This window comes from Williamsia sp. 1135, assembly GCF_002095395.1.
Classification (GTDB): domain Bacteria; phylum Actinomycetota; class Actinomycetes; order Mycobacteriales; family Mycobacteriaceae; genus Williamsia.
Map to the genome: position 1 here is coordinate 1 of NZ_MJEI01000066.1, position 26,418 is coordinate 26,418.

Consider the following 26,418-nt stretch of genomic DNA (forward strand, 5'->3'; position numbering starts at 1 on the left):
TCCGAGTAATCCTCCCGATTCAAAATCTCCAGAACGGCCTCTTGTTCCTCGGTGGCCAACGCCGCCGGCTGAAACCTCTGAGACTGCGGGGTCGGGTCTTCAACGGGCGTGTAGTGCTTGTATCCCCGGGTGATCCGGTAGTAGGTCGAGCGGGCCACGCCGGTCAGATCACACGCCGCTGTGACCCCAATCCAGGTATGGGCGGTCAGTGCGGTGACCAGCTCGATCAGGACAGATGATGTCGCTTGAGCCAGGCCTGGTACTGCTCGGCGCTCATCAAAGCTGGTGGGATCTGCGGACCCTCGTCCTGGGTCGAGCTCTTGGTGATCCCGTCCAAGAGCTCGAAGGCTTTTCCCATGATCTCCAACGCCGCCTCGGACTGGTCGTTCTTCTTCTCCAACCGGGCGACTTTGGCGCGCAACCGGGCCAGCTCAGCGCGGTCTTGACTGTCCATGCGGTCCCTCGTCTTGGCGGCGGCAGCGACCATCGAGTCACTGAACGCACCGGACTCGCGGGCCTCTAACCACTCTCGCACGGTCGCCCTGGTCAAGTTGTACTCGCGCATCAACTGGGTTTTCGCGCCGCGCTGCACCGCAAGATCCCAGCGCTGCAAGAACGCAATCCGGAACGCAATCGGGAACGAACGGCGCCCTTTCGCTGACCGTCCAATCGGGATATCGATCGGGGTACTCAACAAATCCATGTCACACTCCATCCCCACCACCCCTACCACTCCTGCTGTCTTACAACCAGGGTGGCAGGGAGGGCGCAGCATCTGGTTTTGCCTAGAACGAGTGGGTTTGTGTGGAGCGAGCAAAACGCGCAAAAGGCTACTAATGCGCTCAAGCGTGACTGTGATCTGGGGCACCCCCAGACTCTTTTTTGTAGCGCGGATCACTCCGGTCCCGCAGTCCGCAAACGAGAGCGACGTCGTCATGTTGGTAGCACTGGGCCTTGCGATGGTGGCCACATTCATGTTCCTGATCATCACCAAACGCGCCACCCCGGTGGTGGCCCTGATCCTCGTGCCCGTCGCATTCGGCCTCTTCGCCGGCGCGGGCATGGGGATCAGCGACATGATCACCGACGGCATCAAGGATCTCGCGCCGACGGCCGCGATGCTGTTCTTCGCGATCATCTACTTCGGCATCATGATCGACGTCGGACTCTTCGACCCGATCGTGCGCGGCGTCGTCAAAGCCGTCCGCGCCGACCCCGCCAGACTCGTGGTGGGTACGGCACTGCTGGCCATGATCGTCTCGCTCGACGGGGACGGTTCCACGACGTTCATCATCGTCACCTCGGCGTTGTTGCCGCTGTACCTCAAGCTCGGTGTCAGCCCGGTGGTCCTGACCGTCACCGCGGGCCTGGCCAACGGCACCCTGAACATCCTGCCCTGGGGCGGCCCGACCGCTCGAGCCGCTGCCGCACTGGGTATCTCGCCGTCCGACGTCTTCATCCCGATGATCCCGTCGCTGGTCGCCGGCCTCGTCATCGTGTTGCTGTTCTCGTACCACCTCGGCGTCATGGAGCGCCGCCGGATCGGCAAGATCGTCATCCGGGAATCGGTCCTCTCCCGGGAGAACGAGGCCGTGCTGGTGGGCACCGGTGGTGGCACGGGTGGCTCGGGTCGCAGCGGTGGCACGACAGGTGGCGACGACGCAGCAGGGGAGAGCGACGATTCGTCCGGCGGCGGATTCACCGCCAACGCCCTCGACCCGAACCGCACCACTCTGCGGCCGAAACTGTTCTGGGTCAACGCCGCGCTGACGATCGCGCTGCTCGCCGTTCTCGGCATGGACGTCATCGCGATCCCCGTGCTGTTCATGGTCGCGGCAGGTATCGCGCTGGTCATCAACTTCCCGCACGTCAAAGACCAGCAGTCGGCCATCACGCGGCATTCGTCGAGCATCGTCTCGGTGGTCGCGATGGTGCTGGCAGCAGCCGTCCTCACCGGGGTGTTCGCCGGAAGCGGCATGGTCGAGGCCATCGCCGAATGGTTGACGTCGATCCTCCCCGATGCGATGGGACCGCACCTGGCCGTGGTCGCCGGAGTGCTCTCCATCCCGTTCACGTTCCTGATGAGCAACGACGCCTTCTACTTCGGCATCCTGCCGGTGTTGTCCGAGACCGCCACCACCTACGGGATCGCTCCGGTGGAGATGGCACGCGCCTCGATCACGGGGCAGACGGTGCACATGCAGAGTCCGCTGGTGCCCGCGATCCTGCTGCTGGTCTCCCTGGCAGGCGTCTCCCTGGCCGATCATCACAAGAAGGTGCTGTGGCGGGCGGTGGTGGTCTCGCTGGCGATGCTGGTCGTCGGAGTACTCGTCGGCTCCATTCCGTTCTGACACGCAGCACATGAAGGTAGGCACCCGCGTGATCGCGGGTGCCTACGCTGTTGTGATGCGGCTGCGTAACCAGGTCTTGCTCTTGCAGGTGGTGGTGATCGTGGTCAGTCTCGCGGCGGGCTTCGGGGTGGTGATCTCCACCAGCGACGACCGGTTCCGCGACGAGTACGGACAACGTGCTCTCGCGATCGCACGAACGGTCGCCACCGACACCGACGTTCGCGAGGCCGTGGCCAGTTCGGGCGGGACGTCCCTGGATCCCGGCGAACTGCGGGCACGCCCACTGCAACTGCAAGCGCTCGCCGTGGCCGAGCGAACCGACGCGCTGTTCGTGGTGATCGCCAATGATCGGGGCATCAGGCTCGCGCATCCGGACCCCGCGGAACTGGCCCTGCCGCTGAGCACCGATCCCACCCGTGCGCTCGCCGGCCAGGAAGACCTGGCCACCGACCGCGGCACCCTCGGACAATCGGTGCGGGCCAAGGTGCCGATCTACGCGCCCGGCGGGACCGAGGTGGTGGGACTGGTGAGCGTCGGGATCTCCACCGAAGAAATAGCCGACGATCTGCGCGGAGACATTCGCACGCTGGTCCTGATCGCGTTGTCCGCGTTGCTGGTCGGAGTGGTGGGCTCGGCTTTGCTGGCTCGTCGCTGGCGCCGGTTGACACTGGGGCTGGAACCCGATCAGCTGGCCGAATTGGTTCGCGAGCAGGAGGCGGTGCTCCATTCGATGGGCGAGGGTGTGGTCGCGATCGACCCGAACGGTGTGGTGCGCGTGATCAACGACAAAGCCCGGATCTTGCTGGGGGTCACCGCCCAGACCGGTAGCCCGATCGATGCCATCGGGCTCACCCCACGGGTGCTGGAGGTCGCCCGCACGCCGGTGGACGTCCCACGGTCGGCGACCGTCGACGACCGGGTGGTGCTGGTGAGTTCGCGGCGTGTCTCACGCGACGGGAAGGATCTCGGCATGGTGCTCTCGATCCTCGACCGCACAGACGTGGAAGACCTGACCCGCCAGGTCGATTCGATCCGGTCGATGACCGACGCCTTGCGGGCGCAACGGCACGAATCCGCCAATCGGATGCATGTCGTCGCGGGACTTCTCCGCCAAGGCAACGCCGTCGCCGGCCTCGACTATCTGGACGAGGTGATGGGCACCGGTCCGTACGGCACCGAACTGCCCGGCCTGGAAAACCTCACCGAACCCCACCTTCGAGCTTTCCTCGAGGCCAAGGCCGCTGCGGCCAGGGAACGCGGCGTCACGCTCACCCTCGGCGACCAGACCTTCCTCGATGGCAGCCTGCGCGACCCCGTCGTCGTGACCACCGTCGTCGGCAACCTCATCGACAATGCAATCGAGGCGGCCTCCGGCCGGGCGATAGAGGCGGCCTCCGGCCGGGCACTTGAGGCGGCCTCCGGCCGGGCTGAGGCACTCGTGGAAGTAGAACTGATCGCCGACGACGCCACGTTGCTGGTCACGGTCGCAGACTCCGGGCCGGGCATCGCCTTCACAGATCCCGACTCGGTCTTCGTAGAGGGGGTGACCAGCCACGACGACCCGGCTGTTCCCGGTGGGCGGGGAATGGGGTTGGCACTGGCCCGGCAGCTGGCCCGCCGCACCGGTGGCGACCTCATCGTCGGGGACCCGGGCGGGGAGACCGCAGCTGCCGACAACACCCTCGGCGGCGCCGTCTTCGTGGCCCGGTTGCCCGGCATCGTCGCGACAGGACATCCGGCATGAGCGCCGAGGACTTCGGGGTCCTGATCGTCGACGACGACTTCCGGGTCGCCGGCCTGCACGCGTCGATCGTGAACGCGGTGTCGGGATTCTCGGTCCTGGCGCAGGCCGGCACCCGCGAGGCGGCGGTCGCCGCCCTGGCCGAGCATCCCGAGATCACCCTCGCCCTCATCGATGTCCACCTGCCCGACGGCCCCGGGCTCGACCTGTTGCCCCGCCTGAACTGCGACGCCTTCGTGATCAGCGCAGAGACCGACAGCGCGGCGGTACGCAAAGCCCTGCGCGGCGGTGCGCTGACCTACCTGATCAAGCCGTTCGAGAACACGGAGCTGGCGAGGAGGCTCTCGGCGTATGCGCAGTACCGCCGCATCCTGGCCACTCCCACCACCGAGCAGAGCGCCGTCGACGCCGCGCTCGGCGCACTACGGACCGGACGTGCACTTCGCGAGGCATCGGACACCGGTTCTCAGACGGAGGAGCTCATCCTGACAGCGTTCGACGGATCCGACCACGTCATGTTCGCCGACGAGGTCTCGGCCGTCGTCGGGATCTCACCGCCGACCGCGCGCAGGCATCTGGCAAATCTGGTCTCGTCGGGAAAACTGACCATGAAGTTGCGTTACGGCGCGACCGGGCGGCCGAAGCAGGAGTACCGGCGTCCGTAGTCCACGGGTAGATTGCCCTGAGGTCACACGGCGGTACGGGTGGGGGAGTGGATGAAGTTTCCGGGTCAAGAGTCGGACTTCGGTTCGGTGTTGCTCGGTTCGGCCACCGACACCGTTCGGCGCCAGCGGATCCGGATCCAACTACTGATCACGGTGTCGCTACTGACCGCCAACGCGATCGGCGCGGGTATGGCGATCCTGTTGGTGGTGGTCGGGATCCCGGAACCCAGTGTGCTCGAGGCCCAGTTCTGGTGGGTCAACTTCATCGTCGTCCCGGTGTACGTCGGGATCGCGTTCGGATTCGGCTGGGTGGTCGGCACGACGCGGGTGCTGCGGCGGTTGCGGTGGGCGCTGCGCGACGAGAGACCCACCCCGAAGCAGGCACGTGCGGCGCTACGCGCACCGTGGGTGCTGACGCGACTGCAACTCGGGCTGTGGCTGGTTGCCGACGTGCTGTTCACGCTCTGTTACGGCATCCAGGACCCGGAACTGATCCCGAAGGTCGTGCTGGTGATCGGGCTGTCGGGGTCGGTCGTCTGCGCCATTTCCTATCTGCTGACCGAGTTCTCGCTGCGACCCGTCGCTGCGCAGGCGCTCGAGACCGGCATCACCCGCCGCAGCCGGTTGCGGACCCGCGGCATGCTCAGCTGGGTCCTGGGGTCGGGGATCCCGATCGTCGGGATGATGCTGGTGGTGCTGTTCGCCGTCTTCCGCGACGACACCACCAAGACCGACGTGTTCATTGCGATCATGGTCCTGGGCGCGACGGCTCTGTTCACCGGTCTGCTCCTGAACTACCTGAGCATCGACGCCATCAAGGCCCCGGTCGGGTCGGTCCGGCAGGCCATGACCAGGGTCGAGGGCGGGGACACCGAGGTGAGGGTCGTTGTCTACGACGGCACCGAGATCGGTGATCTGCAACGCGGATTCAACCTCATGGTCGAAGGTCTCGGAGAACGCGAGCGGATGCGCGACCTGTTCGGACGACACGTCGGCCGTGAGGTCGCCGAGGCGGCGCTGGCCCAGAACCCCGAACTCGGAGGCGCGGAGCGCGTGGTCGCGGTGGTGTTCATCGACGTCATCGGTTCCACCACGCTCGCCGCGAGCCGGCCCCCGAACGAGGTCGTCGAACTCCTCAACCGTTTCTTCGCAGTCGTGGTCACCGCCGTCGAGAGACACGACGGGCTGGTCAACAAGTTCGAAGGCGATGCGGTGCTCGCGGTGTTCGGGGCGCCACTGGAATTGGACGACACCGCAACCGAAGCGCTCGCCGCCGCCCGGGAGATCTCGGTGAACCTCGCCGCCGACGTCCCCGAACTGGCGGCGGGTATCGGGGTGTCGCACGGTCCCGTCGTCGCGGGCAACGTCGGCGCCATCCAGCGCTTCGAGTACACCGTCATCGGCGATGCCGTGAACGAGGCGGCCCGCCTGAGCGAACTGGCGAAGAAAGACCCGACCCGCCCACTGTCGTCGGGGCGGGCGGTGTCGGCGGCCACGGAAGCCGAAGCGGCGCACTGGCAGTGGCAGGAGAAGACGGAATTGCGCGGCCGCTCCGAGGTGACCGAGGTGCACGCGGCGCAGCATCCGCCGACTGCCTAGAGTCGCTTACGGCTGTCGCCCAGGCCTTCCGCGAGGTCGAGTTGCCGCAACGCACTTCGCAGCACCTCGTCGTCGATACGTCCACGATCCCGTTCGTCGATGAACACTTCGCGCTGAATCTGGATGAGCTCGTTGCGAATCCGGTTGTACGCCTCCGTCGGGCTCTCGCCGAGTTCGTCGGAATCCCGGCCGAGCCCCTCCCAGGCCAGATTCTTTCTGGTCCTGATCCAGTGGCGCAGGATCTCGACCTGCTCGCTGCGGGCATCGCCTGCCGGGATCTTCGCGGCGATCTCGTCGAGTCGCGTGATCGCAGCGCGCCCCGCACGGTCTTGAGCCCGGGCGAGCGACACCAGATCGGCCTGATGGTCGTCGCCCTGGACGCCCAGCCACTTGATGATCAACGGCAGAGTGGTGCCCTGCAACAGCAGCGAGCCGACCACGACCACGAACGTGAGGAACAGGATCGCGTCCCGGGCCGGGAACTCCGAACCGTCGTCGACGGTCAGCGGGATGGCGAAGGCCGCGGCCAGGCTCACCACGCCTCGCATACCGGCCCACGACAAGACGAAGACGGCGCCTGCCGACGGAGCGACCTCGCGTTCGCGGATCCGCGGGAACAGCCGGGCACCGTACGTCGCGGCGTACACCCAGACGATCCGGATCAGCACGGTGGCGAGGAAGACTGCCGCCGCGGCCCAGCAGATGCCGTTGATCGACCGCCCGTCGAGACCCTCGATGACCTGCGGCAGTTGCAGTCCGATGAGCAGGAACACAAACGATTCGAGGATCGCGTCGATCGACTTCCACACCGCGTTGTCCTGCAGTCGGGTCGCGTAACCTTCGCGGACTGATCGCTGGCCGAGATATAGGCCGGCCACCACCACGGCGATCACCCCGGACGCGTGGATCTCTTCGGCGACGAAGTAGATGACGAACGGGGCGAGGATCCCGAGCGCCGTCTCCATCGGTGGGTCGTCGAGAAAGTGCCGGGCGAAGGCCACCGCGATGCCGGCTGCCATACCGATGACCACGCCGCCGATCGCGGCCTCGAGAAAGGCCAGGATGCCATCCCACACCGTGGTGGTGGCGCCGATGGCGGCGGCGAGTGCGAGTCGGTAGGCGGTCAAGGCGGTGGCGTCGTTCAGCAGGCTCTCGCCGCCGAGCAGGGTCATCACGCGACGTGGCAGGCCGAGGCGGCGTCCGACGGCCTGCGCGGACACGGCGTCCGGCGGAGCGACGATGGCCCCCAGCACGAACGCGGCCGCCCAGGGCAGGTCGGGAACCGCGTAGTAGGCGACCACACCGACTCCTGCGGCCGTGGCCAACGGCAGCCCGACCGCGAGCAGGCCCACAGCGCGGATGTTCTTCCGAAGCGCAACGTAGGAGCTGTCCTGCGCCGCGGAGTAGAGCAACGGCGGGAGGATGGCGAACAACACGAGTTCGGGTTCGAGCGTGAGGTCGGGGAGTCCGGGAATCCAGCCGACACCGAGACCCACCACGACCAGTACCAGCGGGCCGGACAATCCGTATCGACGACACAGCGCGGAGACGATCACCGCGACCACCGCGACTATGAGGAGCCCTTCGTTCACCTGCGAATTCCTCCCTGAGCTGACTTCTGGCCGAACCAGGCAAAGATACGGGAGAATTGCCGGAGACGAAGCCGGCGGAAAGAGCTCAAAGAGACCACTGGCAAACTCCAGAGGCGGAGCTCGACCAGATTGGACTGTATGCGACTGCCACGGCGATCGGTGATGCACCGAAACATCAAGGCCTCCGATGTGAAGGCGGACGACGACCTGTGCGTCGAACTGCGCGACGCGGCAGCGATACCCGTCGAAACCGCCGCGGCCGACGCTGTCGGGGTCTGCCAGGACTGCGCCGCCGAGGGTGTCGATCACTGGGCGCACCTGCGGCGTTGCCTCGCCTGCGGGCACGTCGCCTGCTGCGATTCGAGCCCGCGTAAGCATGCAACCGCCCACTTCAAGGCCACCGGACACCCCGTGATGCAGTCGGCTGAGCCCGGCGAGACGTGGCGTTGGTGCTACGTCCACGCGCGGATGGACTGATCGGCCCCTCGTTCGTCAGAATCCGATGTCTTACGCCGCGGGGGTCTACCCGTACGAAAGCCGCCTTGTTTGCAGCTAGCCTTACAAAGGTGACTACGAATACCTCGGGGAGCGGCGTTGTCATCAACGCAGTGCCCGACCGTATCGGCACCCCACTGACACCGGGCGCCACCAAGGTGATGCTCCTCGGCGCCGGAGAGCTCGGCAAAGAAGTGGTGATCGCCTTCCAACGGTTGGGCGTCGAGGTGATTGCCGTCGACCGCTACCCCAATGCCCCCGGCCATCAGGTCGCACATCGTTCGCATGTGGTCGACATGACCGACCCGGTGGCGCTCCGTGCCGTGATCGAGGCGGAGCAGCCCGATTATGTGGTCCCGGAGATCGAGGCGATCGCCACCGAGGTGCTCGTCGACATCCACGAAGAGGGTTTCACCGAGGTCATCCCGACTGCCCGCGCGACCGCGCTGACGATGAACCGTGAGGGCATCCGCCGACTCGCGGACGAACGGCTGGGTCTGCCGACGTCGCCGTACGCGTTCGCGGACTCCGCCGACGAGATCCGCGCGGCCACGGCCCGCGTCGGATACCCGTGCGTGATCAAGCCCGTGATGTCGTCGTCGGGCAAGGGCCAGAGCGTGGTCCGCGGTCCGGACGAGATCGACGCCGCCTGGGACTACGCGGTCGCAGGCGGGCGCGTCAAAGGCGGCCGGGTGATCGTCGAGGGTTTCGTCGACTTCGACTACGAGATCACCTTGCTCACCGTGCGGGCGATCGACCCTGCGACCGGGCGACTGGCGACCTATTTTTGCGCACCCATCGGCCATCGCCAGCAGCACGGTGATTACGTCGAATCGTGGCAGCCCCAGCCGATGAGTGAGATCGCGCTCGGTGGTGCGACGTCGGTGGCCGCGCGTATTGCAGCGGCTCTCGGCGATGGCCACCTCGGTGGCCGCGGCATCTTCGGGGTCGAGATGTTCGTCAAGGAAGACGATGTCTATTTCTCGGAGGTCAGCCCGAGGCCGCACGACACGGGTCTGGTGACGCTTGGCACTCAACGCCTTTCGGAGTTCGAGATGCATGCCAGGGCGATCCTCGGCCTCCCCGTCGACGTCACGCTCGCCTCACCCGGAGCCTCTGCAGTGATCTACGGCGGTCTCGATGAGCCGGCGATAGCCTTCGGGAATGTGGCTGCCGCCCTGGCCATCCCGGAGACCGACATCCGGCTGTTCGGCAAGCCCGAGAGTTTCGCGCGCCGCCGCATGGGCGTGGTCATCGCGACGGCCGACGACGTGGGCACTGCCCGGCAACGGGCGGGCGACGCCGCTCGCCTGGTTCGCCCGATCAGCACGTCGCCGCAGGCCGACACCGCTGCCGTGGCGACGGCGAGCAGAGAACCGGAACCACAACCGGCTGCTGCGCCGGAGGATCTGGCGCAGACCCGCATGACTCGCAGGCCGCCGTCGCCTGCTGGGCCACCCCCATCTGCTGGGCCACCCCCGAATGCCGGGCGGCCACCACAGCAGGCGCCGCGTCCGGACGTTCGGCTTCAGAAGCCGATCCGCTCCGGCGAAGACCCCCGGTAGGCGCGAATGTCCTTTGTCGGCGAGATCGTGGTCGCCGTGGTGATCTTCATCGGTCTCTGCGGCGTGGTGTTGCCCGTATTGCCGGGTTTGATCCTCATCCTGGCCGCAATCGGGGTGTGGGCGTTCGTGGTCGGCGGCTGGGCGTGGCTGGTCTTCGCAGTCGCCGCAGGATTTCTGGGCGCGGCCGCATTGGTCAAATATCTCGTCGCGAACAAGTCGATGAAGAACTCGGGGGTCCCCGGACGCACGGTCATCGCCGGTGGCCTGCTCGGGATCGTCGGCTTCTTCGTGATCCCGGTGATCGGACTGATCATCGGGTTCGTGCTGGGTGCTTTTCTCGCCGAGTGGTATCGGAACAAGAGCATCGAAGCCGGCTGGCGCGGAGCGGTTGCCGCCACCAAGGCAGCAGGCATTGCGATGATCATCGAGCTGGCCGGCGCCCTGTTCGCGGCGTCGATCTGGCTGGGCGCGGCGTTCGTCTACTAGCCGCCCGCTTACTTCTTGCGCCCGATCGGGACGATCATCGGACCACCGGAGATCGGATCGGTCATCACCTGAGACCGCAGCCCGAATGCCTCCTGCAGCAGCTCGGTCGTGATGACGTCACCGGGCACACCTTCGCGAATGATGGCGCCCTCGCGCATCACGACCAGCCAATCGCTGTAGCGGATGGCGAGATTGAGGTCGTGCAGCACCATGACGATCGTCTTGCCGTGCTTGCTGCACAGGTCGTCGACGAGGTCGAGCACGTCGATGGAGTGGGACAGATCGAGGTAGGTGGTGGGTTCGTCGAGCATCACCACATCGGTCTGCTGCGCCAGGGTCAGGGCGATCCAGACCCGCTGGCGCTGTCCTCCGGAGAGTGCGTCGATGGTCCGCTCTGCCAGCTCGGTGCAGTTGGTCTGCTCGAGGGCGGTGGCGACGGCGACCTCGTCTTCGTGCGACCACTGCCGGTACCACGCCTGGTGCGGGTGACGGCCGCGGGAGACCAGATCGACGACGGTCAAACCCTCAGGGGCGACGGGGTTCTGGGGAAGCAGACCGAGGATCCGTGCGACATCCTTGGTGCGCAGGGTCGCGATGTCGCTGCCGTCGAGGAGCACCTGACCGCCGGTCGGTTTGAGCAGCCGCACCAGCGAACGCAGCAGCGTCGACTTCCCGCAACCGTTCGGGCCGACGATGGTGGTGATCTTGCCGTCGGGGATGGTGACATCGAGACCGTCGATGACGGTGCGTTCGCCGTAACCGACCTGCAGATCCGTCGCTGCGACCCGTGACGTCGCCTTCTCCGAGAACGCGGCACTCATACCGAAGCCTTCCGGTTGATCTGGATCATGAGGTAGATCAGGGCGGGCCCGCCGATACCCGCGGTCACCACGCCGACGGGGATGCCGGCCGGCAATACGGTGCGGCACAGTAGGTCTCCGCCGATGACCAGGCAGGCACCCATCAGGCCTGAGGTGATGGGACCGGGGATCTCGGCGCGTGCGAGGCGCATCGCGATCTGCGGGGCGAGCAGCGCGACGAAGGCGATGGGGCCTGCCGAGGACACGGCGACCGCGGCGACGACGACGGCTGCGATGAGGATCGTCGCCGACACCGCGTTGGCCCGCACTCCCAGCCCACGGCACACGTCTTCTCCGAGGCTGAGAATCGCGAGGTTGCGGGACTGGATCGTGACGAAGATGATCGCGGGGATCAGCACGATCAGTGGCGGCCACACGGCCTTCCAGCCCGCACTCGACACCGACCCCACGATCCAGAGCTGCGCCCGCTGGACTTCGTCGACGTTCGCGCGGGTCAGCAGGTAGGCGATCAGGGCTTGGAGTCCCCAGGTCAGGGCGACGCCGACGAGCACGAGGCGGATGGGGTCGATGCCTCTGCGCCAGGTCAGCAGGTACATCGCGAGAGCGGTCAGCAGACCGCCGAGGAGCGCCGCGACCGCGAGTCCGAGATCGGCGAGCCACGATGCCCAGGTCGATCCGAATGCGATCACCGCGACGGCGGCGGCGCTGGCGCCGGAGGTGATCCCCAGCATGTCGGGGGTGGCGAGCGGGTTGCGGGCGATCACCTGGGTCAGCGCGCCGGACATCCCGAGACCGAAACCGACGAGCAGGCTCACCAGGCCGATGGGGAGCTGGGTGTCGAAGACGACCACGTTCTCGGCGCGAGTTCCGCCGCCGAGCAGGATCCGGCCGACGTCGATGGGGCTCATCGGGAAGTCGCTGGTGCCGATACTCACCGCGAACAGGAGCAGGGCCGCCGCGGCCAGCACCAGACCCACCCCGGTGGCCCAGGGCCGGATCACGAAGGTGCCGACACCGATTCGAACGACCGTGCGGCGCAGGTGGTGTGCGGGAAGCGGAGCCTGTGCGGTCTCCGGGGGCTCGGCGAATGTCGTCATACTGCGACCAACTTCATACTGCGACCAACTTCTTGGCTCGGACCAAAGCGATGAAGAACGGCGCACCGACCGCCGCCAGGACGATCCCGGCCTGGATCTCACCGGGCCGGGCGATCATCCGGCCGAGGACGTCGCAGGAGACCAGTGCCACGGCCCCGATCAATGCGGAGTAGGGGACCACCCATCGATAGTCGGGCCCGGTGAAGAAGCGGGCCACGTGTGGCGCGACGAGGCCGAGGAACACGATGGGCCCACACGCGGCGGTGGCGGCGCCGACGAGCAGGGTGATCGCAACGATTCCGACGATGCGAACCTGCAGGATGCGGGACCCCAGGGCTTTCGTCATGTCGTCGCCGAGCGAGAGGATGTTGAGGAAGAACCCGCTGGCCACAGCCAAGATCAGACCCGGGATGACGAACGGGAGCGTCGCGGTGATGACGTCCCAGCCGCGGCCCGCGATGGAACCGACCTGCCAGAAGCGCCACGCCTCGAGCGAAGCGGTGTCGATGAGCACGATGGCCGAGGTGACCGCGATCAGCATCGCGGACAGGCCGGTGCCGGCGAGGATGAGGGTCAGTGGACTGGCACCTTTGCCGACAGACGCGAGAAAGAAGACCAGGCTCGCCGCCAGCAGGGCGCCGATCAGACCGAAGCCCATGTACTGGATGGGGGTGGTGATACCGAGCAGGTAGACGCCCGCGACGACGGCGCAGGCCGCGCCCGCGTTGACGCCCAGGATGCCGGGGTCCGCCAGTGGGTTGCGGGTGTGACCCTGGGTGAGCGCCCCGGCCGCACCGATCGCCAGGCCGACGATCAATCCGAGCACGGTGCGGGGTATCCGCAGGGTCTGGACGATGCCGACCGCGTCGGGGGCGCCGGGCACGTTGTCTGCCCAGAGCGCATCCCAGACCTCTGAGAGGGGGATGACGCGGGATCCGATCGCAATCGACGCTGCGCACGCAACGATCAGCAGCGTCAGCAACAGTATTGCGCCCGGTAGGCGCAGCGACTTCTTGCCCAAGACCGGGTCCTGCCTCTTCGCGCTCGACTAGTGATCCACCCTGGAGAGGTTAGCCTAACTTGCCTATCGATCGCGAAATCGGCGCTCTGGCGAACCGCTTCGATAACGGAAAGCTAACGAAACGAAGACATGGAGTTTCTTATCTGTTTCTTGGCTAACACTCAGCCTGTACTTGACCGATTCACGTGCAAGGCCGCTGTGTCGGTGGCATTCACGAAAAAGGAGTGAAGATGAAGCAGAAAATGGTTCGCGCTGCGGTCGCCGCAGCGGCGGCGGTCGGGATTGCGGCGGGGAGTGTCGTGGCTGCAGCTCCGGCTCAGGCGGCAGCGCCTGATCTGGCTCTCACCGGTGGGGTTTACTGCTCATTCGGCAAGCCCGGCGACCCCTGGCAGAACGCCTGGTACATGGTCCGGTGGATGGAGGTCACCGCTCACGGCCGCAACTGGCCGAACGTGACCTTGCACGAGTTCGGTGGAGCCGAGAAGTTCTCCCCGAACCTCAAGGAGGGCCAGAAGCTGCGCATCGAGACGAAGTGGTTCGGTTGCTTCCCGAGCTCCATCTCCGGATACACCATCTCCAGCGACATCGATCCGCTGCAGAACAACATCGGCTTCTGGGCCAACGTCCAGCGGATCGACAACTAGCTCTCTCACACGCCGACAACGATCCCTCTCCCTGACGTAGAGCGCCCGCACATCCGCCTCGTCAGGGGGAGGGATCGTTTTGTCTGCGGATTCATCCGGAAGGGATGAGGGCATCGGGGACCGCAGGGACCAGACTCGTCTGCAGGCTTTCACTTCGAAGACTGATCTGACCTCATCTTTCAAGAAGGAGACACCCATGACGGAACCCGAGGCGGCCGAGGTCGGTCCCATCGACTACCTGGTGATCGAGTTTCCCGCCGACCGCACCCCCGATGGTTCGGCATTGCCGCTGTTGGCCGACCTGGTGGATCGCGGGATCATCAAACTCCTCGACCTCGTCTTCGTTCGTAAAGAGCTCGACGGATCGATCTTTGCGGTCGCAGTCGAGGATTTCGACCTCTCCGGTGACTTCGACGTGTCGCTCTTTGCCGGCGCAGCGTCTGGCCTGATCGCTCGCGAGGATCTCGACGAGGCGGCTTCCGCGCTCGAACCCGGTTGTTCAGGCGCGATTCTGATCTACGAAAACCATTGGGCCGCACCGTTCGCGTCGGCCCTGCGGCGCAACGGTGCGCAGTTGGTCGCCTCCGGACGCGTGGCCACCCAAGACCTGCTCGACTCCCTAGACGCGCTCGGCGTCTGAACTCAGCGAAGGAAACGTCATGCCTGGTCTCTTACGCGGCGTAGCCCGCACCGCCGTCATCGCCGGCACCGCGACGTCGGTGTCCAACCGTGTCTCACGCCGTCAAGGCAATCGATGGGCGCAGCAGTCGCAACAGCAGGCTCCGCAACAGGCGGCGCCGGCGCCCGTCGCTGCACCTGCACCCGGCGTCGATCGGCTCACCGCCCTTCGCGAACTCGGCGAACTACGCACCCAGGGCGTGCTGACCGAAGCAGAGTTCGCCGCCGAGAAGGCCAAGATCCTCGCATCCTGAACCTTCCCTCGTGGGTGAAAAGTCATCCGCTCCACTTACAGCAATTCGCTCCACTTCCAGCGCACTGGAAGTGGAGCGAATTGTAGTAAGTGGAGCGGATTGCGAAGAGGGCCTCAGCCGCGGTTCACCTTGTCCGGCTCGCTTGCGGCGAGCATGTCTTCGCGTTCGACGACCTTGACGCGTTCGCGGCCTTCGGCGGCGCCGAGTTTGCGTTCGTGTTCGTCGAGGCGGTACCAGCCGTCCCAGGTGGTGAAGGCGACGTTCTTGTTTTCGAGGTAGTCGATGATGGCGTCTTCGCCGGGGGTGGCCGGCGTCAGGACCTTGCCGGCGAGGGCATCGTCGAGCAGGCAGTCGACGGTCTCGTTGGCGTCACCCTTGGTGTGGCCGATGAGTCCGACGGGTCCGCGCTTGATCCAGCCGGTGGTGTACATGCCCGTCATGTGGGTGCCCTGGTCGAAGATGCGCCCGGCTTCGTTGGGGATGACCCCGGCCTGATCGTCGAACGGGATCTGCGGCAGGTTGTCCGAGAGGTACCCGACGGCGCGGTAGACCGCGCCGAGGTCCCAGTCGGTGGTCTTGCCGGTGCCGCGGACGTTGCCGGTGCCGTCGAGTTCGGTGCGTTCGGTGCGCAGGCCGATGACTTTCCCGTCCTCGCCCAGGATTTCGGTCGGGCTCTCGAAGAAGTGCAGGAACAGTTTGTGCGGGCGGCCTTTGGGGTCGCGGATCGCGTACTGCTCGATGATGGTGGCGACCTGGTCGGTGATCTTCGACGAACGACGGGCCACGGTGGACCCTTCGTCGTAGTCGATGTCCTCGGGGTTGACGATCACATCGATGGTCGGTGAGTGGTCGAGTTCTTTGAGCTCGAGCGGGGTGAACTTGGCCTGGGCCGGTCCGCGGCGTCCGAAGACGTGCACCTCGACGGCCTTGTTGTTCTTGAGTCCGTCGTAGACGTTGGCGGGGATCTCGGTCGGCAGCAGTTCGTCGCCGGTCTTGGCCAGTACGCGCGCCACATCGAGGGCGACGTTGCCGACGCCGATGACGGCGACCTTTTCGGCGTCCAGGGGCCAGGTGCGGGGGAAGTCGGGGTGCCCGTCGTACCAGGCCACGAACTGCGCGGCGCCGTAGCTGCCGTCGAGGTCGATGCCGGGCAGGTCCATGATGCGGTCGTCGGTGGCGCCGGTGGAGAAGATGACGGCGTCGTACATCGACTGCAGGTCTTCCAGCGCGATGTCGGTGCCGTAGTCGACGTTGCCGATCAGCCGGATCTGCGGCTTGTCGAGGACTTTGTGCAGGGCGTTGATGATGCCCTTGATGCGGGGGTGATCAGGCGCCACGCCGTAACGGATCAGCCCGAACGGAGCAGGCATCCGCTCGAACAAGTCGATCGAGACACCACGGTCTTTGGCCTTGTCCGACTTCATCAGGGCATCGGCGGCATAGATCCCGGCAGGGCCTGCGCCAACGATGGCCACGCGAAGAGGACGGTTCTGATCGCTCATGAGTCGGAGTGCTTTCTCGTGCGAGTAGGAGTTCCGGCGCTCACCGATGCGGGCGCCCGGACGGGGCTCAACACCCCACGGTAAGCGTTGGACCTGGCGGGAACCAAAATCGGCAGACGGTCTCGAGTCGAACTCGACCGCTGCCGATTCTGGTTCCCGCCAAACCCGGCGCTCTGGGGTAGCGGGTCAGGCGCCCAGTTTGGGTGCAATCTGGTCGACTGCCCACGGGATGGTCAGGACGGTCGGCACCGACATCGCGCTGCCGATCTGCTGGTCCAGGTAGATCACTCCACCACGCTTGGCGATGTCGAGGTTGTTGAAGATCGGGTTGTTCTTGAGCTTTTCGTTCGAACCCTCCCAGTCGATCGCGACGACCTGGTCGAGGTTGTTGAGCAGGTTCAGATTCTCGTTCGAGATGGTGCCGTAGAAGCCACTGGTCACCAGAGGCTCGAGCTCTGCCGGGAAGATCTGGCCGAGGTTGACGAGCATCTGGCCGCGTCCGTCACCGGGGCCATAGATGGAGATCGACCCGTCGGCGCCGGAGATGATGACGGCCGACTTCTTGCCGACCATGTTCGGGTACTGCGCCTTCGCCTCGTCGAACTTGGCGTTCGTCTGGTCGATCAGCTGCTGGGTCTTCTCCGGCATGCCGACCGCCTTGCCGATCTCGGCGGTCGATGCGGCCCACGGGATCAGCCAGTCCTGGTACTGGGATTCGCGAACGATGGTCGGGGCGACCTTGGTCAGGTTGTCGTACTGCTCCCGGGTGACCGCGTTGTTGACCGCAACGATGAAGTCCGGATTGGTCGCCAGTGCCTTCGGGATGTCGGCGCCCAGATTCTGGGTGGCCTGGCCGAGCGCGACGGGGGTGTTCTCCGCGATGTACTTCTCGTTCCAGGGTTCGACCACGTTCTTGCCCGTCGGATCGTTGAACGGGACGATCGTGGTCGGTGTGATGCCCAGCGCCATGAGGATGTCGGCGTCACCGGGGCCGAGTGTTGCGACCCGGGCCGGCTCGGTCTTGATCTCCGTCTCGCCGAAGTTGTGGGTGACGGTGACCGGCAGGGCACCTTCTTCGGCGGTGACCGATGCGCCGGCGCTGTCCTCGTCGGGGGCCGAACAAGCCGTGATCCCGATCAGAGCGGCAACAGTCGCGGTCACGATCGCTGCGCGGGCAGTCGCTCGCCTGGGGTTCTTGATTCGCACGGTCTCTTCCTCACAGTCCTGGAACAACCCTGTGACGTCGAAAATTAGGGTTGGCTCACCAATGTCATGGGCCAGCGTCTCACGGCGGTGGTGGCCCGGGCAAATACGGGTTATAAGCTCGCGACCATGGCATCAACCGACAAGAATGCGGTACCACCGCTGGAAGATGACGAGCGACGGACGCCGTGGCCGTTCCTCATCGCAGTGGCGATCGTGGTGCTGGTGCTCGGTGCGATCGGCGTGATGCATGTCGTGCGACCCGCCGAGGACCGGCTCACTGAGGAGTCGAAGGTCTCCCGGACGATCAACGACTACTACACGGCGCAGAACGCGCTCAACTACAGCAACTTCCGGGCCCTGACCTGCTCCGCGCAGCGCGACTCGGCTGACTTCCCGACCGAGGGCGCCTTCTCCACCGAGCAGACCGAAGCCCGCGAGGCCGACGGCCAGATCGAGATCAGCAACATCTCGGAGACCGTGGTCAACGGCGATCGGGCGACTGCGAATGTGCATTCGTTCCGCAAGCAGAAGACGCAGACCCAGATCACTCCGGTCACACTGGTCAAGGAAAGCGACTCCTGGAAGGTGTGTGCATGAGTTACGCAGGTGACCTGACCCCGCAAGAAGCATGGAAGATCATCACCGAGGATCCGACCGCGGTGCTGGTCGACTGCCGCACCAGGGCCGAATGGACCTACGTCGGAGTACCCGATCTCACCGAGGCCGGAAAAGAGACGGTGTTCATCGAGTGGGTGAGCTTCCCGGACGGCGCAAAGAACTCCGACTTCGTCGGTCAACTGCGCGCCGCGGGGGTCACCGACGACCAGCAGGTGGTCTTCCTGTGCCGCTCGGGCCAGCGTTCGATCGGAGCCGCGCAGGCCGCGACGGCCGACGGCGTCGCCAAGGCCTACAACGTGCTCGACGGCTTCGAGGGGGCCACCGATGCGGAGGGTCACCGCGGCGCGGTCGGCTGGAAGGCCCTGGGACTCCCGTGGCGCCAGTCGTAGGACCCCACCACCAATCCGCGGCATCACCACACACGGAGGACGACAGTGAATAGTCCACTGCCCGACGGCGTCTCGCCGGACACGCTGGCGGTTCGTGGCGGTTTGGCCCGCTCGAACTTCGAAGAGACCTCCGAGGCGCTGTATCTCACCTCCGGGTATGTCTACTCCTCCGCGGCCGCCGCCGAACGTGCCTTCACCGGTGAAGATGAGCGATTCGTGTACTCCCGCTACGGAAATCCGACCGTCGCGATGTTCCAAGAGCGACTTCGCCTGCTCGACGGTGCCGAAGCCTGTTTCGCCACCGCGAGCGGTATGGCTGCGGTGTTCGTCGCGCTGGGCGCCCTGCTCAAGGCAGGTGATCGCCTCGTCGCCGCGCGCAGCCTGTTCGGTTCCTGCTTCGTCGTGTGTAACGAGATCCTGCCGCGATGGGGCGTGGAGACGGTGTTCGTCGACGGCGAAGACCTCGAGCAGTGGGAGCAGGCGCTGTCGGTGCCGACCACGGCCGTCTTCTTCGAGACGCCCTCGAACCCGATGCAGACACTTGTCGACGTCGAGAAGGTGTGTGGGCTCGCGCATGCGGCAGGCGCACAGGTGGTACTCGACAACGTCTTCGCGACTCCGTTGCTGCAACGCGGCCTCGATCTCGGCGCCGACGTCATCGTCTACTCCGGAACAAAACACATCGACGGGCAGGGCCGGGTGATGGGTGGGGCCGTGCTCGGTTCGGCCGAGTACATCGACGGCCCGGTGCAGACGCTGATGCGGCACACCGGTCCGGCATTGAGCCCGTTCAACGCCTGGACCTTGCTCAAGGGTCTCGAGACGCTGCGTCTGCGCGTGGATCACTCCACGAGTTCGGCACTGCGGATCGCTGAGTTCCTCGAGGCGGATCCACGGGTTGCGTGGGTGAAATATCCATTCCTGCAATCACATCCGCAACACCATCTGGCGGTCAGGCAGATGTCGGGTGGTGGCACCGTGGTGACGTTCGAACTCGCCGATTCGGCCGGGGCCTCAGGTAAGGCGAGAGCGTTCGAGGTGCTCGATGCGCTGAAGATCGTCGACATCTCGAACAATCTCGGGGACTCGAAGTCACTCATCACGCACCCGGCCACCACCACGCACCGTGCGATGGGGCCGGAGGGCCGCGCCGCGATCGGGCTGTCGGACTCTGTCGTACGTTTGTCTGTAGGCCTCGAAGGCATCGACGATCTGCTGGGCGACATCGATCAAGCGCTGTAAGTAGGCGGCACAGAGGGGACGGTGGGTCATCCTGCACTCGGTGGCCGACTGGATCGTGTCGGTTGTTCAGTCAACGCCGCCCTGGGCGGTGTATCTCATCGTGTGCGGCGTCGTGTTCGGTGAAGCCGCAGCCTTGCTCGGCCTGGTGTTACCCGGCGAGACCGTGCTGCTGGCGGGCGCCGTTGCTGCGGCGATCGGCAGTGCCAACATCGCGTGGCTGATCGTCGCGGCGAGCGTGGCCGCGGTGCTCGGTGATTGGACCGGTTACCTGATCGGCAGACGTTCGGGTGAGAGGATCACCCACTCCCGTTTCGGTGGCTGGATCGGCGAAGAGCGGTGGGCCCGCGCCGAGACGCTGATCCGGGACGGCGGCGTCGTCACGGTCGTCAGCGCTCGGTGGATCGGATACGTCCGCACCGTGACCCCGTTCGTCGCGGGTATGAGTCACATGCCGACAAGGCAGTACCTGATCGCGAATGTGGTCGGCGGGGTGCTCTGGGTGGTGGTGGTCTGCGTGGTCGGATACGCGCTCGGGCAGACGCTCGGGGCCAGCCTGTTGCTGTACTTCGCGGTCGGTGCCGCGCTGGTGGTGGTCGCTTACTTCGGCATTCGGCGGTTGTGGCGCCGGCGGTCCGCGGTAGAGGTCGGACCGCCTGCGGAGTGAGTGCTCGCCCGTCGACTAACAATCACGACGACTTTTAGCCGCCGGGAAATAGTTCGCCGCAGCTAAGTTGTTGTTCAAGAAAGACCTGATCCGACCGGTGGGAATTCGGTCCGACCTTGAAACGCAATGCGAAAGGAACGTCTGAGGCGATGGTCCCAGTGCCGGATCCCAAAGATGTACTCGCCGGTTTCGTGCGCGCCCGCGTCGACGACCGGGTTCTTTTCGCGGACGACGTCGACGAGGCGATCGCCCTGGTCGCAGCTCATGTCTCTGGCGACGTCGTGCTCCTCGACGTACGCGCCGACCTGGAGACCTCCACTACCTCACCCGGCTACCGGGTGGTCGCCGCGCAGGTCGATCTCGCGCACACACTCGCCGCTGTGGAGGCCGAGTTCGTTGCACGCGATGCCGAACTCCTGATCGTTCCCGGAGTCGTCGACGCCACGGGTGAGGTGCTGCCGCTGCCGAGGCTGGCCGCGATCGCCCACCGGCACGGCGCCCGGATGCTGGTCGATGCCGGCCAACTCGCGACGCGTCGTGTCATCAACCTCACCAGCCATGGCATCGATTACGTCGTGCTCTCCGGCGCGATCATTGCCGGGTTCGGGCCTGCCGCGGTCATCGGACGCGGCGACCAGCTGCCACTGGCCGATTCCGCTCACGTCAACACTCCGGTGGCCCACGGGTTCGCGCAGGCGGCGCTCGCCATCGCAGATCTCGGTTTCGACTGGATAGGTCTGCACGAAGAATCGCTGTCCGCGGTGGTCGACGACGCCGTGCGCGCTCTGCCCGGTGCGCGCAGGTTGAGGTTGTGGCCCGACGCCCGCGATCGCGTCGGCCTGGCCGAGATCGCGGTGGCCGGCCGCTTCGAAACAGTGCCGATCAGGTGGGGCCTCGGTACGGGCCACGCCGAGCTCTCACGGCAGTTGAACACTTTGGCAAACGTTGTTTTCGAGCAGGAGGCGTCATGACAGGTCGGACCCGACCGGAATTGCTGGTCGCGATCGACGGGGAGACCCCGATCGCCTGGAGTGGGCCGCGTCCGGCCGATGCCCGGGCATCTGTGGTCCGCCGAATCCGCCAGCCAGAATTGCGCGGCGGGATCAAGGAGCGTGCGCAACTGCGGGCGAGCTGGCAGCACCTCGGGGACAACCCCGCAGACCTCGTTGTGGCCCTCGAGATCGACGTGCTGATCGCAGACGACGCGGCCACCGCCCGAGCGGAACTGTTGCGTCTGGGGGAGTCGCGTTTCGGCGACACCGTGCGTTACGTCGGCACCGCGGCGGGCCTGCTGACCCTGATCCTGGACGTCTACACCGCGGAGGTCGCGGACGCGGTCATTCTGCGGCCGCTCGATGGCGCAGCAGTGTCCGGGTCGGCCGAGCTCATCGCCGAGCAGGTGCTGCCGCGCCTGCGCGAGCGCGCCACGGCAGCCTGACCCGTCCCACCCAAAAGCGCACCGTTCAGTCATAACCACACGTCGCAACGTGTGCCTATGACTGAACGGTGTGCTTTTGTCGTCAGGCCGTGGGCTCGGCGCGTTCGCCGTGGTCCCAGCGGTCGACGATCTCGGCGCGCGCGTTGTCGGTGAGCTGGCCGTAGAGGCGTAAGCGCGCCATGCCGCCGTCGGGAAAGATGTCCATTCGAGCTTCGGTGAGCGGCCGGTCGACGTCGACGAGGAACCGGTGGCGGGTATCGGGCTGCAGGGCGCTGCGCGGCAGCAATTCGAACCACTCGCCGTTCTCGCCATCGCGTCCGCGGATCATGGCCGAGCCGGGTGCGTTGCCCAGAAAGTAGCTGGTGTCGAGTTCGGCGAGGCCGACGGTGGACTCACCTGCCAGCTTGATCTGGACCCAGTCGTTTCCGGAGTCGCGGCGACGGGATGTCTCCCAGCCCTCTCCCATCGTCCGGGCCCGGCCCGGCATCAACAGGTTGTTCGGCGAGCCGTAGAACATGTTGGAGCACGCCGTGATCATGCCGCCGTTCTCCAAGGCCGCGAGGTCGAAGTGCCCATACGACAGGAACTTCGGATCAGGCGTTCCCCGTCCATGGACGCGGAACCGGGCGACACCACCGTCGGGATAGATCGACAGACGGACGTGGGTGAACCGCTCCATGGAGTCGACACGAAACGGATTCCGGGTGTCGCCGTTGACCTCGACCCGGTCGACGATCGTCTTCCACTCGGTCTCGTCGACCAACTGAGTGGTGGTCGGAATGCCCTCTAGTGCAGCGGCTTCGACGGACACGTACGGGGGGTAGTTGCCCACGAACCACGAGGTGTCGACGACGACGCCGTAGATGATCCCGGGCACTCCGAGTCGGATGATCGCCTGGTCCACGCCTTCTTCTCGACGCCGTCTTGTCTCCCAGCCGTCATAGACCTGACCCTTGTGGCCGAAGGTGGCCGGCTGATATTCCGCTGACGGGGTCTTGATGAGGTTCTGCGCCTCCGCGAACAGGTCGTCGTTGGTCCAGATGACCGCGCCCCCGAGGGTTCGTAACGCCAGATCCGGCATCGAGGTGAAGTGCGGACGCGAGGCTGGAGGCGATGGGGTCACGACTTGTCAGATTAGTGCGCGCGACCGTGGCGGTCGAACCGAGCTGGTCCGGCCGAGGGTGTTGCAGTCCAGATCTGGTTACGCGCATACTTGCGGCGGCCAATTAGTTGTGGGGCGAAACTCGTTGATTGCCGAAAGGACAGCCGGCCGGAGCCGAAAGGGGTCGTGAGCGCGATGACACGGGTTGATCAGGTAGACGATCTCATAGAGGTCCTCGCCCGGTACGCGCAGATTCGCGAGCGACTCGCAGCGATGCGACTGCGGACGCCGGACGGGATCGTCGAGACCGCCGCCTACAACTGCCTGTTCCGCCTCGCTGACGCCCCCGCCCGCTCGGGTGAGCTGGCGGAAGCGATGTTCGCCGACCCTTCCACCATCAGCAGGCACGTCGCGCACCTCGTCCGACTCGGGTATGTGCGTCGGGAGGCCGATCCGAACGACGGGCGGGCGACGATCCTGGTCGCCACCGACACCGGGCGCGAACGGGTTGCCGAATTGCGTACCCGTCGCGGCGAGCAACTGCGGGTGATGATGAACGACTGGTCAGAAGACGACGTCAGTGCCCTGACCACTTTGATGGGCCGATTCGTCGAGGGCGCAGAGGCCACTCTGGCGTGTGCGACGACCGAGGAAGGCCAGAGTTGACGGACAAGACCGAGCCTGCCGTCGCCGGTGGTGAGCTCTCGCACCGCAAGATCCTGACGATCCTCGGCGGACTCATGCTGGGAATGTTCCTCGCCGCCCTGGATCAGACCATCGTCTCGACCGCCATCCGGACCATTGCCGACGACCTCCAGGGGTACTCCCTCCAGGCATGGGTCACCACTGCGTACCTGGTGACCGCCACCATCGTCACGCCGCTCTACGGCAAATTGTCGGACATGTACGGGCGCAAGGCGCTGTTCATGACGGCGATCTCGATCTTCATTGTGGGGTCGCTGCTGTGCAGTACCGCGACGTCGATGTACCAACTCGCCGGGTACCGCGCCCTGCAAGGCCTCGGTGCAGGTGGCCTGATGTCGCTGGCGCTGACGATCGTGGGCGACATCGTGCCGCCTCGCGAGCGCGCCAAGTATCAGGGTTACTTCCTCGCGGTCTTCGGGACCTCGAGTGTCATCGGTCCCGTGCTCGGCGGACTGCTCGCCGGCCAGGACTCGATCCTCTGGGTCTCGGGTTGGCGCTGGGTGTTCCTCGTCAACGTCCCGATCGGACTCGTGGCGCTCATCGTCGTCTTCCGGGTTCTCGACTACGACCAGATCCGCAACGTGCGTCAGCGGGTGGACTGGTGGGGCGCCGGGCTGTTGGCGCTCGGCGTGGTGCCGTTGCTGATCGTGGCCGAGCAGGGCCGGATCTGGGGATGGGGCAGTGGCTGGGCGCTGACCTGCTACATCACCGGAGTCGTCGGTATCGCGGCGTTCGTCTGGGTCGAACACAAGATGGGAGAGGCGGCGATCATCCCGCTGCGGATCTTCCAGAACCGGATCTTCGCGCAGGGCATCGTTATCTCCGTGGTCGTCGGAATGGTCATGTTCGGCGGAATCTCCATGCTGCCGCAGTACTTCCAGGTCATCCGCGGATCGAGCCCGACGATGGCCGGCCTGCAGATGCTGCCCATGGTGCTCGGTCTGATGAGCGCATCCATCATCTCCGGCCAGCTCATCTCCCGGACGGGTCACTACCGCATCTACCCCGTCGTGGGTTCTGTGCTGCTCACCGTCTCCACGTTCCTGCTGCATCTGATGAGCGTCGACACGCCGGTTGCCGTGGTGATGACCATGGCGTTCTTCTTGGGATTCGGCCTCGGAAACATGCTGCAACCGTTGACCCTGGCCTTGCAGAATGTGTTGCCGCCCAAAGACATGGGGGTCTCGACGGCGTCCGCGACGTTCTTCCGTCAGATCGGTGGCACTCTCGGTGTTGCGGTCTTCTTCTCCGTGCTGTTCAGCCTGATGGGCCCGAACATCACCGACGGTCTGAGGGACGAGGCGAGCTCGCCGCAATTCCGCCAGGCCGTGGCGCAGGCCGCCCAGAGTCCGGACGCCCAGGTCTCGGCGTTCGGCAAGGGACTGGCCGCTGCCGCCCAGAATCCGGGGGCCGGAGGCGGGCAGGCCGGCAGTGTCATGGACGACACGTCTGTCATAGCCAAACTGCCCGAACCGATCTCACGGCCGATCAAGGTCGGCTTCGCCGACGCGATGGACAAGGTGTTCCTGAGCGTCTCGATCGTGTCGTTGATCGCGCTGGTCTTGGTGCTGTTCTGGAAAGAGGTGCCCCTGCGCACCCAATCCGGCATGCAAGCTGCCCGGGACAAACCTGAGGCTGTAGAGCCGTAACCCCGCTGAGTACCGACGCGACGCTGGGCGGTGAGCAAGGCGAACTCGCCCCGCCCGGCAGGCGGCCCGCGTCGTCTGGACAGACGACGAGCGAGCGAAGCGATGCGAGGAGGAAGGAAGACGACGCGATGGCGGCCGCCTGCCCCGCGTAGCGAAGCGGAGCGAAAAAACACAGCTGGTGAGACGAACACGAAACCCCTCACAGCAAAGCCAACCCCACGCGACAAAAGGCCCGACCCCCGGTGGGGGGTCGGGCCTCTCTGCCGATGAGTGCGGTCAGCCGCGGGAAGGCTCGTTCGCCTCGTGCGGGTGCTCGGCGAGGCGGTCGATGGCCTCCTGGGCGATCTTCTCGGCGTCGGCTTTACCTGCCCAGCCACCGGGGAAGACCTCTTTGCCCGGCTCGAGGTCCTTGTAGTGCTCGAAGAAGTGGGCGATTGCCTTGAGTTCGAACTCCGGCACGTCACCGATGTCCTGGATGTGGTCCCAGCGGACGTCCTTGGCGGGCACGGCCAGCAACTTATCGTCGCCGCCGGCCTCGTCGGTCATCCGGAACATGCCGACGATCCGGGCGCGGACGATCACGCCCGGGAAAACGGACTCGGGCAGTAGGACCATCGCATCCAGGGGGTCGCCATCCTCGCCCAGGGTCCCGTCGATGAATCCGTAGTCGGCCGGATAGCCCATCGCGGTGTACAAATAGCGGTCGAGGTACACCTTTCCGGATTCATGGTCGACCTCGTACTTGTTGCGCTGTCCCTTGGGGATCTCGATGGTGACGTCGAAGTCCACGGTGCCTCCTGGTGCGTTGTGCGTAGCCGGTCCCAAAATCGACTCAACGATACTGTGGAGACCTGGGACCGTCGCGCTCGGCGGGACCAAGGAGTGAAACTCTGA

At 65.8% G+C, this 26,418-nt stretch carries 27 protein-coding genes; 18 read left to right on the plus strand and 9 right to left on the minus strand.

All coding sequences use genetic code 11. The annotated features are described in order from the left end of the window. Positions 1–226 precede the first annotated feature (226 nt). Complete coding sequence (locus BFL43_RS04510; protein ID WP_084889796.1) at positions 227–703, minus strand: hypothetical protein; 477 nt, start codon at positions 701–703, stop codon at positions 227–229. 232 nt (positions 704–935) lie between these two features. Here BFL43_RS04510 and BFL43_RS04515 point away from each other — a divergent pair, with 232 nt between their 5' ends. From BFL43_RS04515 to BFL43_RS04530, 4 genes are read left to right on the plus strand one after another with little or no spacing between them, the layout of a single operon-like run. After that, a complete protein-coding gene (locus BFL43_RS04515; protein WP_084891184.1) occupies positions 936–2,351 on the plus strand; it encodes an SLC13 family permease in 1,416 nt (471 codons plus the stop codon). Positions 2,352–2,406: 55 nt separating this feature from the next. Further along, the gene (locus tag BFL43_RS04520; protein ID WP_084891263.1) at positions 2,407–4,095 is read left to right on the plus strand and encodes a sensor histidine kinase; all 1,689 of its coding nucleotides are present in this window, start codon (positions 2,407–2,409) and stop codon (positions 4,093–4,095) included. Further along, positions 4,092–4,757: a response regulator gene (locus BFL43_RS04525; protein WP_084891186.1), complete on the plus strand. Its 666-nt coding sequence runs from the start codon at positions 4,092–4,094 to the stop codon at positions 4,755–4,757. Before BFL43_RS04520 ends, BFL43_RS04525 begins: the two co-directional genes overlap by 4 nt. A 51-nt stretch (positions 4,758–4,808) precedes the next feature. Further along, positions 4,809–6,356, plus strand: a complete 1,548-nt coding sequence (locus tag BFL43_RS04530; protein WP_084891188.1) for an adenylate/guanylate cyclase domain-containing protein — start codon at positions 4,809–4,811, stop codon at positions 6,354–6,356. Here BFL43_RS04530 and BFL43_RS04535 read toward each other — a convergent pair. Then, entirely contained in the window at positions 6,353–7,948 is a 1,596-nt protein-coding gene (locus BFL43_RS04535; RefSeq protein ID WP_084891190.1) for a Na+/H+ antiporter, read from the minus strand. The two genes, BFL43_RS04530 and BFL43_RS04535, sit on opposite strands and share 4 nt — an antisense overlap. Positions 7,949–8,086: 138 nt before the next feature. Between BFL43_RS04535 and BFL43_RS04540 the strand changes: the two genes are divergently transcribed. From BFL43_RS04540 to BFL43_RS04550, 3 genes are all read left to right on the plus strand, one after another. Continuing rightward, positions 8,087–8,425, plus strand: a complete 339-nt coding sequence (locus tag BFL43_RS04540) for a UBP-type zinc finger domain-containing protein (protein WP_084891192.1) — start codon at positions 8,087–8,089, stop codon at positions 8,423–8,425. Between the two features lie 89 nt (positions 8,426–8,514). Then, positions 8,515–10,008: a formate-dependent phosphoribosylglycinamide formyltransferase gene (gene purT, locus BFL43_RS04545; RefSeq protein ID WP_276206087.1), complete on the plus strand. Its 1,494-nt coding sequence runs from the start codon at positions 8,515–8,517 to the stop codon at positions 10,006–10,008. A gap of 6 nt (positions 10,009–10,014) precedes the next feature. Next, positions 10,015–10,494, plus strand: a complete 480-nt coding sequence (locus BFL43_RS04550; protein ID WP_084891194.1) for a DUF456 domain-containing protein — start codon at positions 10,015–10,017, stop codon at positions 10,492–10,494. 8 nt (positions 10,495–10,502) lie between these two features. Here BFL43_RS04550 and BFL43_RS04555 read toward each other — a convergent pair whose 3' ends face one another. From BFL43_RS04555 to BFL43_RS04565, 3 genes are read right to left on the minus strand one after another with little or no spacing between them, the layout of a single operon-like run. Beyond that, positions 10,503–11,315 (minus strand): ABC transporter ATP-binding protein, encoded by an 813-nt coding sequence (locus BFL43_RS04555; RefSeq protein WP_084891196.1) that lies wholly within the window; start codon positions 11,313–11,315, stop codon positions 10,503–10,505. Further along, on the minus strand, positions 11,312–12,412 hold the full coding sequence (locus BFL43_RS04560; protein ID WP_084891198.1) for an iron ABC transporter permease: 1,101 nt from the start codon (positions 12,410–12,412) through the stop codon (positions 11,312–11,314). Before BFL43_RS04560 ends, BFL43_RS04555 begins: the two co-directional genes overlap by 4 nt. 13 nt (positions 12,413–12,425) lie before the next feature. Beyond that, positions 12,426–13,433: an iron ABC transporter permease gene (locus BFL43_RS04565; RefSeq protein WP_084891200.1), complete on the minus strand. Its 1,008-nt coding sequence runs from the start codon at positions 13,431–13,433 to the stop codon at positions 12,426–12,428. 230 nt (positions 13,434–13,663) lie between these two features. On the opposite strand from BFL43_RS04565, the gene BFL43_RS04570 reads away from it, so the two are divergent. The 3 genes from BFL43_RS04570 to BFL43_RS04580 all read left to right on the plus strand — a co-directional run bounded on the left by BFL43_RS04570 (position 13,664) and on the right by BFL43_RS04580 (position 15,009). Further along, complete coding sequence (locus BFL43_RS04570) at positions 13,664–14,077, plus strand: hypothetical protein (RefSeq protein WP_084891202.1); 414 nt, start codon at positions 13,664–13,666, stop codon at positions 14,075–14,077. 196 nt (positions 14,078–14,273) lie between these two features. Further along, positions 14,274–14,717 carry a DUF6325 family protein gene (locus BFL43_RS04575; RefSeq protein ID WP_084891204.1) on the plus strand — a complete coding sequence of 148 codons (444 nt, stop codon included), beginning with the start codon at positions 14,274–14,276 and terminating at the stop codon, positions 14,715–14,717. A 19-nt stretch (positions 14,718–14,736) separates the two neighbouring features. Then, the gene (locus tag BFL43_RS04580) at positions 14,737–15,009 is read left to right on the plus strand and encodes an SHOCT domain-containing protein (protein WP_084891206.1); all 273 of its coding nucleotides are present in this window, start codon (positions 14,737–14,739) and stop codon (positions 15,007–15,009) included. A gap of 113 nt (positions 15,010–15,122) precedes the next feature. On the opposite strand, the gene BFL43_RS04585 is transcribed toward BFL43_RS04580, so the two are convergent. Continuing rightward, complete coding sequence (locus BFL43_RS04585; protein WP_084891209.1) at positions 15,123–16,511, minus strand: FAD-dependent oxidoreductase; 1,389 nt, start codon at positions 16,509–16,511, stop codon at positions 15,123–15,125. 186 nt (positions 16,512–16,697) lie between these two features. Beyond that, entirely contained in the window at positions 16,698–17,717 is a 1,020-nt protein-coding gene (locus tag BFL43_RS04590; RefSeq protein WP_240498056.1) for an ABC transporter substrate-binding protein, read from the minus strand. 126 nt (positions 17,718–17,843) lie between these two features. Between BFL43_RS04590 and BFL43_RS04595 the strand changes: the two genes are divergently transcribed. From BFL43_RS04595 to BFL43_RS04620, 6 genes are all read left to right on the plus strand, one after another. After that, on the plus strand, positions 17,844–18,314 hold the full coding sequence (locus BFL43_RS04595; protein WP_143695093.1) for a DUF4878 domain-containing protein: 471 nt from the start codon (positions 17,844–17,846) through the stop codon (positions 18,312–18,314). Next, positions 18,311–18,724 (plus strand): rhodanese-like domain-containing protein, encoded by a 414-nt coding sequence (locus BFL43_RS04600; RefSeq protein ID WP_084891213.1) that lies wholly within the window; start codon positions 18,311–18,313, stop codon positions 18,722–18,724. The genes BFL43_RS04595 and BFL43_RS04600 overlap by 4 nt, the downstream gene beginning before the upstream one ends. Before the next feature lie 45 nt (positions 18,725–18,769). Beyond that, on the plus strand, positions 18,770–19,966 hold the full coding sequence (locus tag BFL43_RS04605; protein ID WP_084891215.1) for an O-succinylhomoserine sulfhydrylase: 1,197 nt from the start codon (positions 18,770–18,772) through the stop codon (positions 19,964–19,966). A gap of 40 nt (positions 19,967–20,006) precedes the next feature. After that, entirely contained in the window at positions 20,007–20,630 is a 624-nt protein-coding gene (locus BFL43_RS04610; RefSeq protein ID WP_240498057.1) for a DedA family protein, read from the plus strand. A 149-nt stretch (positions 20,631–20,779) separates the two neighbouring features. Beyond that, the gene (locus BFL43_RS04615; RefSeq protein ID WP_084891220.1) at positions 20,780–21,601 is read left to right on the plus strand and encodes an aminotransferase class V-fold PLP-dependent enzyme; all 822 of its coding nucleotides are present in this window, start codon (positions 20,780–20,782) and stop codon (positions 21,599–21,601) included. Further along, complete coding sequence (locus BFL43_RS04620; protein WP_084891222.1) at positions 21,598–22,068, plus strand: hypothetical protein; 471 nt, start codon at positions 21,598–21,600, stop codon at positions 22,066–22,068. Before BFL43_RS04615 ends, BFL43_RS04620 begins: the two co-directional genes overlap by 4 nt. Before the next feature lie 82 nt (positions 22,069–22,150). On the opposite strand, the gene alc is transcribed toward BFL43_RS04620, so the two are convergent. Further along, complete coding sequence (alc, locus tag BFL43_RS04625; RefSeq protein ID WP_084891224.1) at positions 22,151–23,191, minus strand: allantoicase; 1,041 nt, start codon at positions 23,189–23,191, stop codon at positions 22,151–22,153. A 174-nt stretch (positions 23,192–23,365) separates the two neighbouring features. Here alc and BFL43_RS04630 point away from each other — a divergent pair, with 174 nt between their 5' ends. Both BFL43_RS04630 and BFL43_RS04635 read left to right on the plus strand, forming a co-directional pair. Next, entirely contained in the window at positions 23,366–23,836 is a 471-nt protein-coding gene (locus tag BFL43_RS04630) for a MarR family transcriptional regulator (RefSeq protein ID WP_084891227.1), read from the plus strand. Beyond that, the gene (locus BFL43_RS04635; protein WP_084891229.1) at positions 23,833–25,524 is read left to right on the plus strand and encodes an MDR family MFS transporter; all 1,692 of its coding nucleotides are present in this window, start codon (positions 23,833–23,835) and stop codon (positions 25,522–25,524) included. Before BFL43_RS04630 ends, BFL43_RS04635 begins: the two co-directional genes overlap by 4 nt. Before the next feature lie 276 nt (positions 25,525–25,800). Here BFL43_RS04635 and BFL43_RS04640 read toward each other — a convergent pair whose 3' ends face one another. Continuing rightward, a complete protein-coding gene (locus tag BFL43_RS04640; protein WP_084891231.1) occupies positions 25,801–26,313 on the minus strand; it encodes an inorganic diphosphatase in 513 nt (170 codons plus the stop codon). Positions 26,314–26,418: the final 105 nt, after the last annotated feature.

Excerpts from the sequence above, each read along its gene's own strand:
- BFL43_RS04510 (WP_084889796.1), bottom strand. The coding sequence starts at position 703 with ATGGATTTGTTGAGTACCCCGATCGATATCCCGATTGGACGGTCAGCG.
- BFL43_RS04515 (WP_084891184.1), top strand. The coding sequence starts at position 936 with ATGTTGGTAGCACTGGGCCTTGCGATGGTGGCCACATTCATGTTCCTG.
- BFL43_RS04520 (WP_084891263.1), top strand. The coding sequence starts at position 2,407 with ATGCGGCTGCGTAACCAGGTCTTGCTCTTGCAGGTGGTGGTGATCGTG.
- BFL43_RS04525 (WP_084891186.1), top strand. The coding sequence starts at position 4,092 with ATGAGCGCCGAGGACTTCGGGGTCCTGATCGTCGACGACGACTTCCGG.
- BFL43_RS04530 (WP_084891188.1), top strand. The coding sequence starts at position 4,809 with ATGAAGTTTCCGGGTCAAGAGTCGGACTTCGGTTCGGTGTTGCTCGGT.
- BFL43_RS04540 (WP_084891192.1), top strand. The coding sequence starts at position 8,087 with ATGCGACTGCCACGGCGATCGGTGATGCACCGAAACATCAAGGCCTCC.
- BFL43_RS04550 (WP_084891194.1), top strand. The coding sequence starts at position 10,015 with ATGTCCTTTGTCGGCGAGATCGTGGTCGCCGTGGTGATCTTCATCGGT.
- BFL43_RS04555 (WP_084891196.1), bottom strand. The coding sequence starts at position 11,315 with ATGAGTGCCGCGTTCTCGGAGAAGGCGACGTCACGGGTCGCAGCGACG.
- BFL43_RS04560 (WP_084891198.1), bottom strand. The coding sequence starts at position 12,412 with ATGACGACATTCGCCGAGCCCCCGGAGACCGCACAGGCTCCGCTTCCC.
- BFL43_RS04570 (WP_084891202.1), top strand. The coding sequence starts at position 13,664 with ATGAAGCAGAAAATGGTTCGCGCTGCGGTCGCCGCAGCGGCGGCGGTC.
- BFL43_RS04575 (WP_084891204.1), top strand. The coding sequence starts at position 14,274 with ATGACGGAACCCGAGGCGGCCGAGGTCGGTCCCATCGACTACCTGGTG.
- BFL43_RS04580 (WP_084891206.1), top strand. The coding sequence starts at position 14,737 with ATGCCTGGTCTCTTACGCGGCGTAGCCCGCACCGCCGTCATCGCCGGC.
- BFL43_RS04585 (WP_084891209.1), bottom strand. The coding sequence starts at position 16,511 with ATGAGCGATCAGAACCGTCCTCTTCGCGTGGCCATCGTTGGCGCAGGC.
- BFL43_RS04595 (WP_143695093.1), top strand. The coding sequence starts at position 17,844 with ATGGCATCAACCGACAAGAATGCGGTACCACCGCTGGAAGATGACGAG.
- BFL43_RS04600 (WP_084891213.1), top strand. The coding sequence starts at position 18,311 with ATGAGTTACGCAGGTGACCTGACCCCGCAAGAAGCATGGAAGATCATC.
- BFL43_RS04615 (WP_084891220.1), top strand. The coding sequence starts at position 20,780 with ATGGTCCCAGTGCCGGATCCCAAAGATGTACTCGCCGGTTTCGTGCGC.
- BFL43_RS04620 (WP_084891222.1), top strand. The coding sequence starts at position 21,598 with ATGACAGGTCGGACCCGACCGGAATTGCTGGTCGCGATCGACGGGGAG.
- BFL43_RS04630 (WP_084891227.1), top strand. The coding sequence starts at position 23,366 with ATGACACGGGTTGATCAGGTAGACGATCTCATAGAGGTCCTCGCCCGG.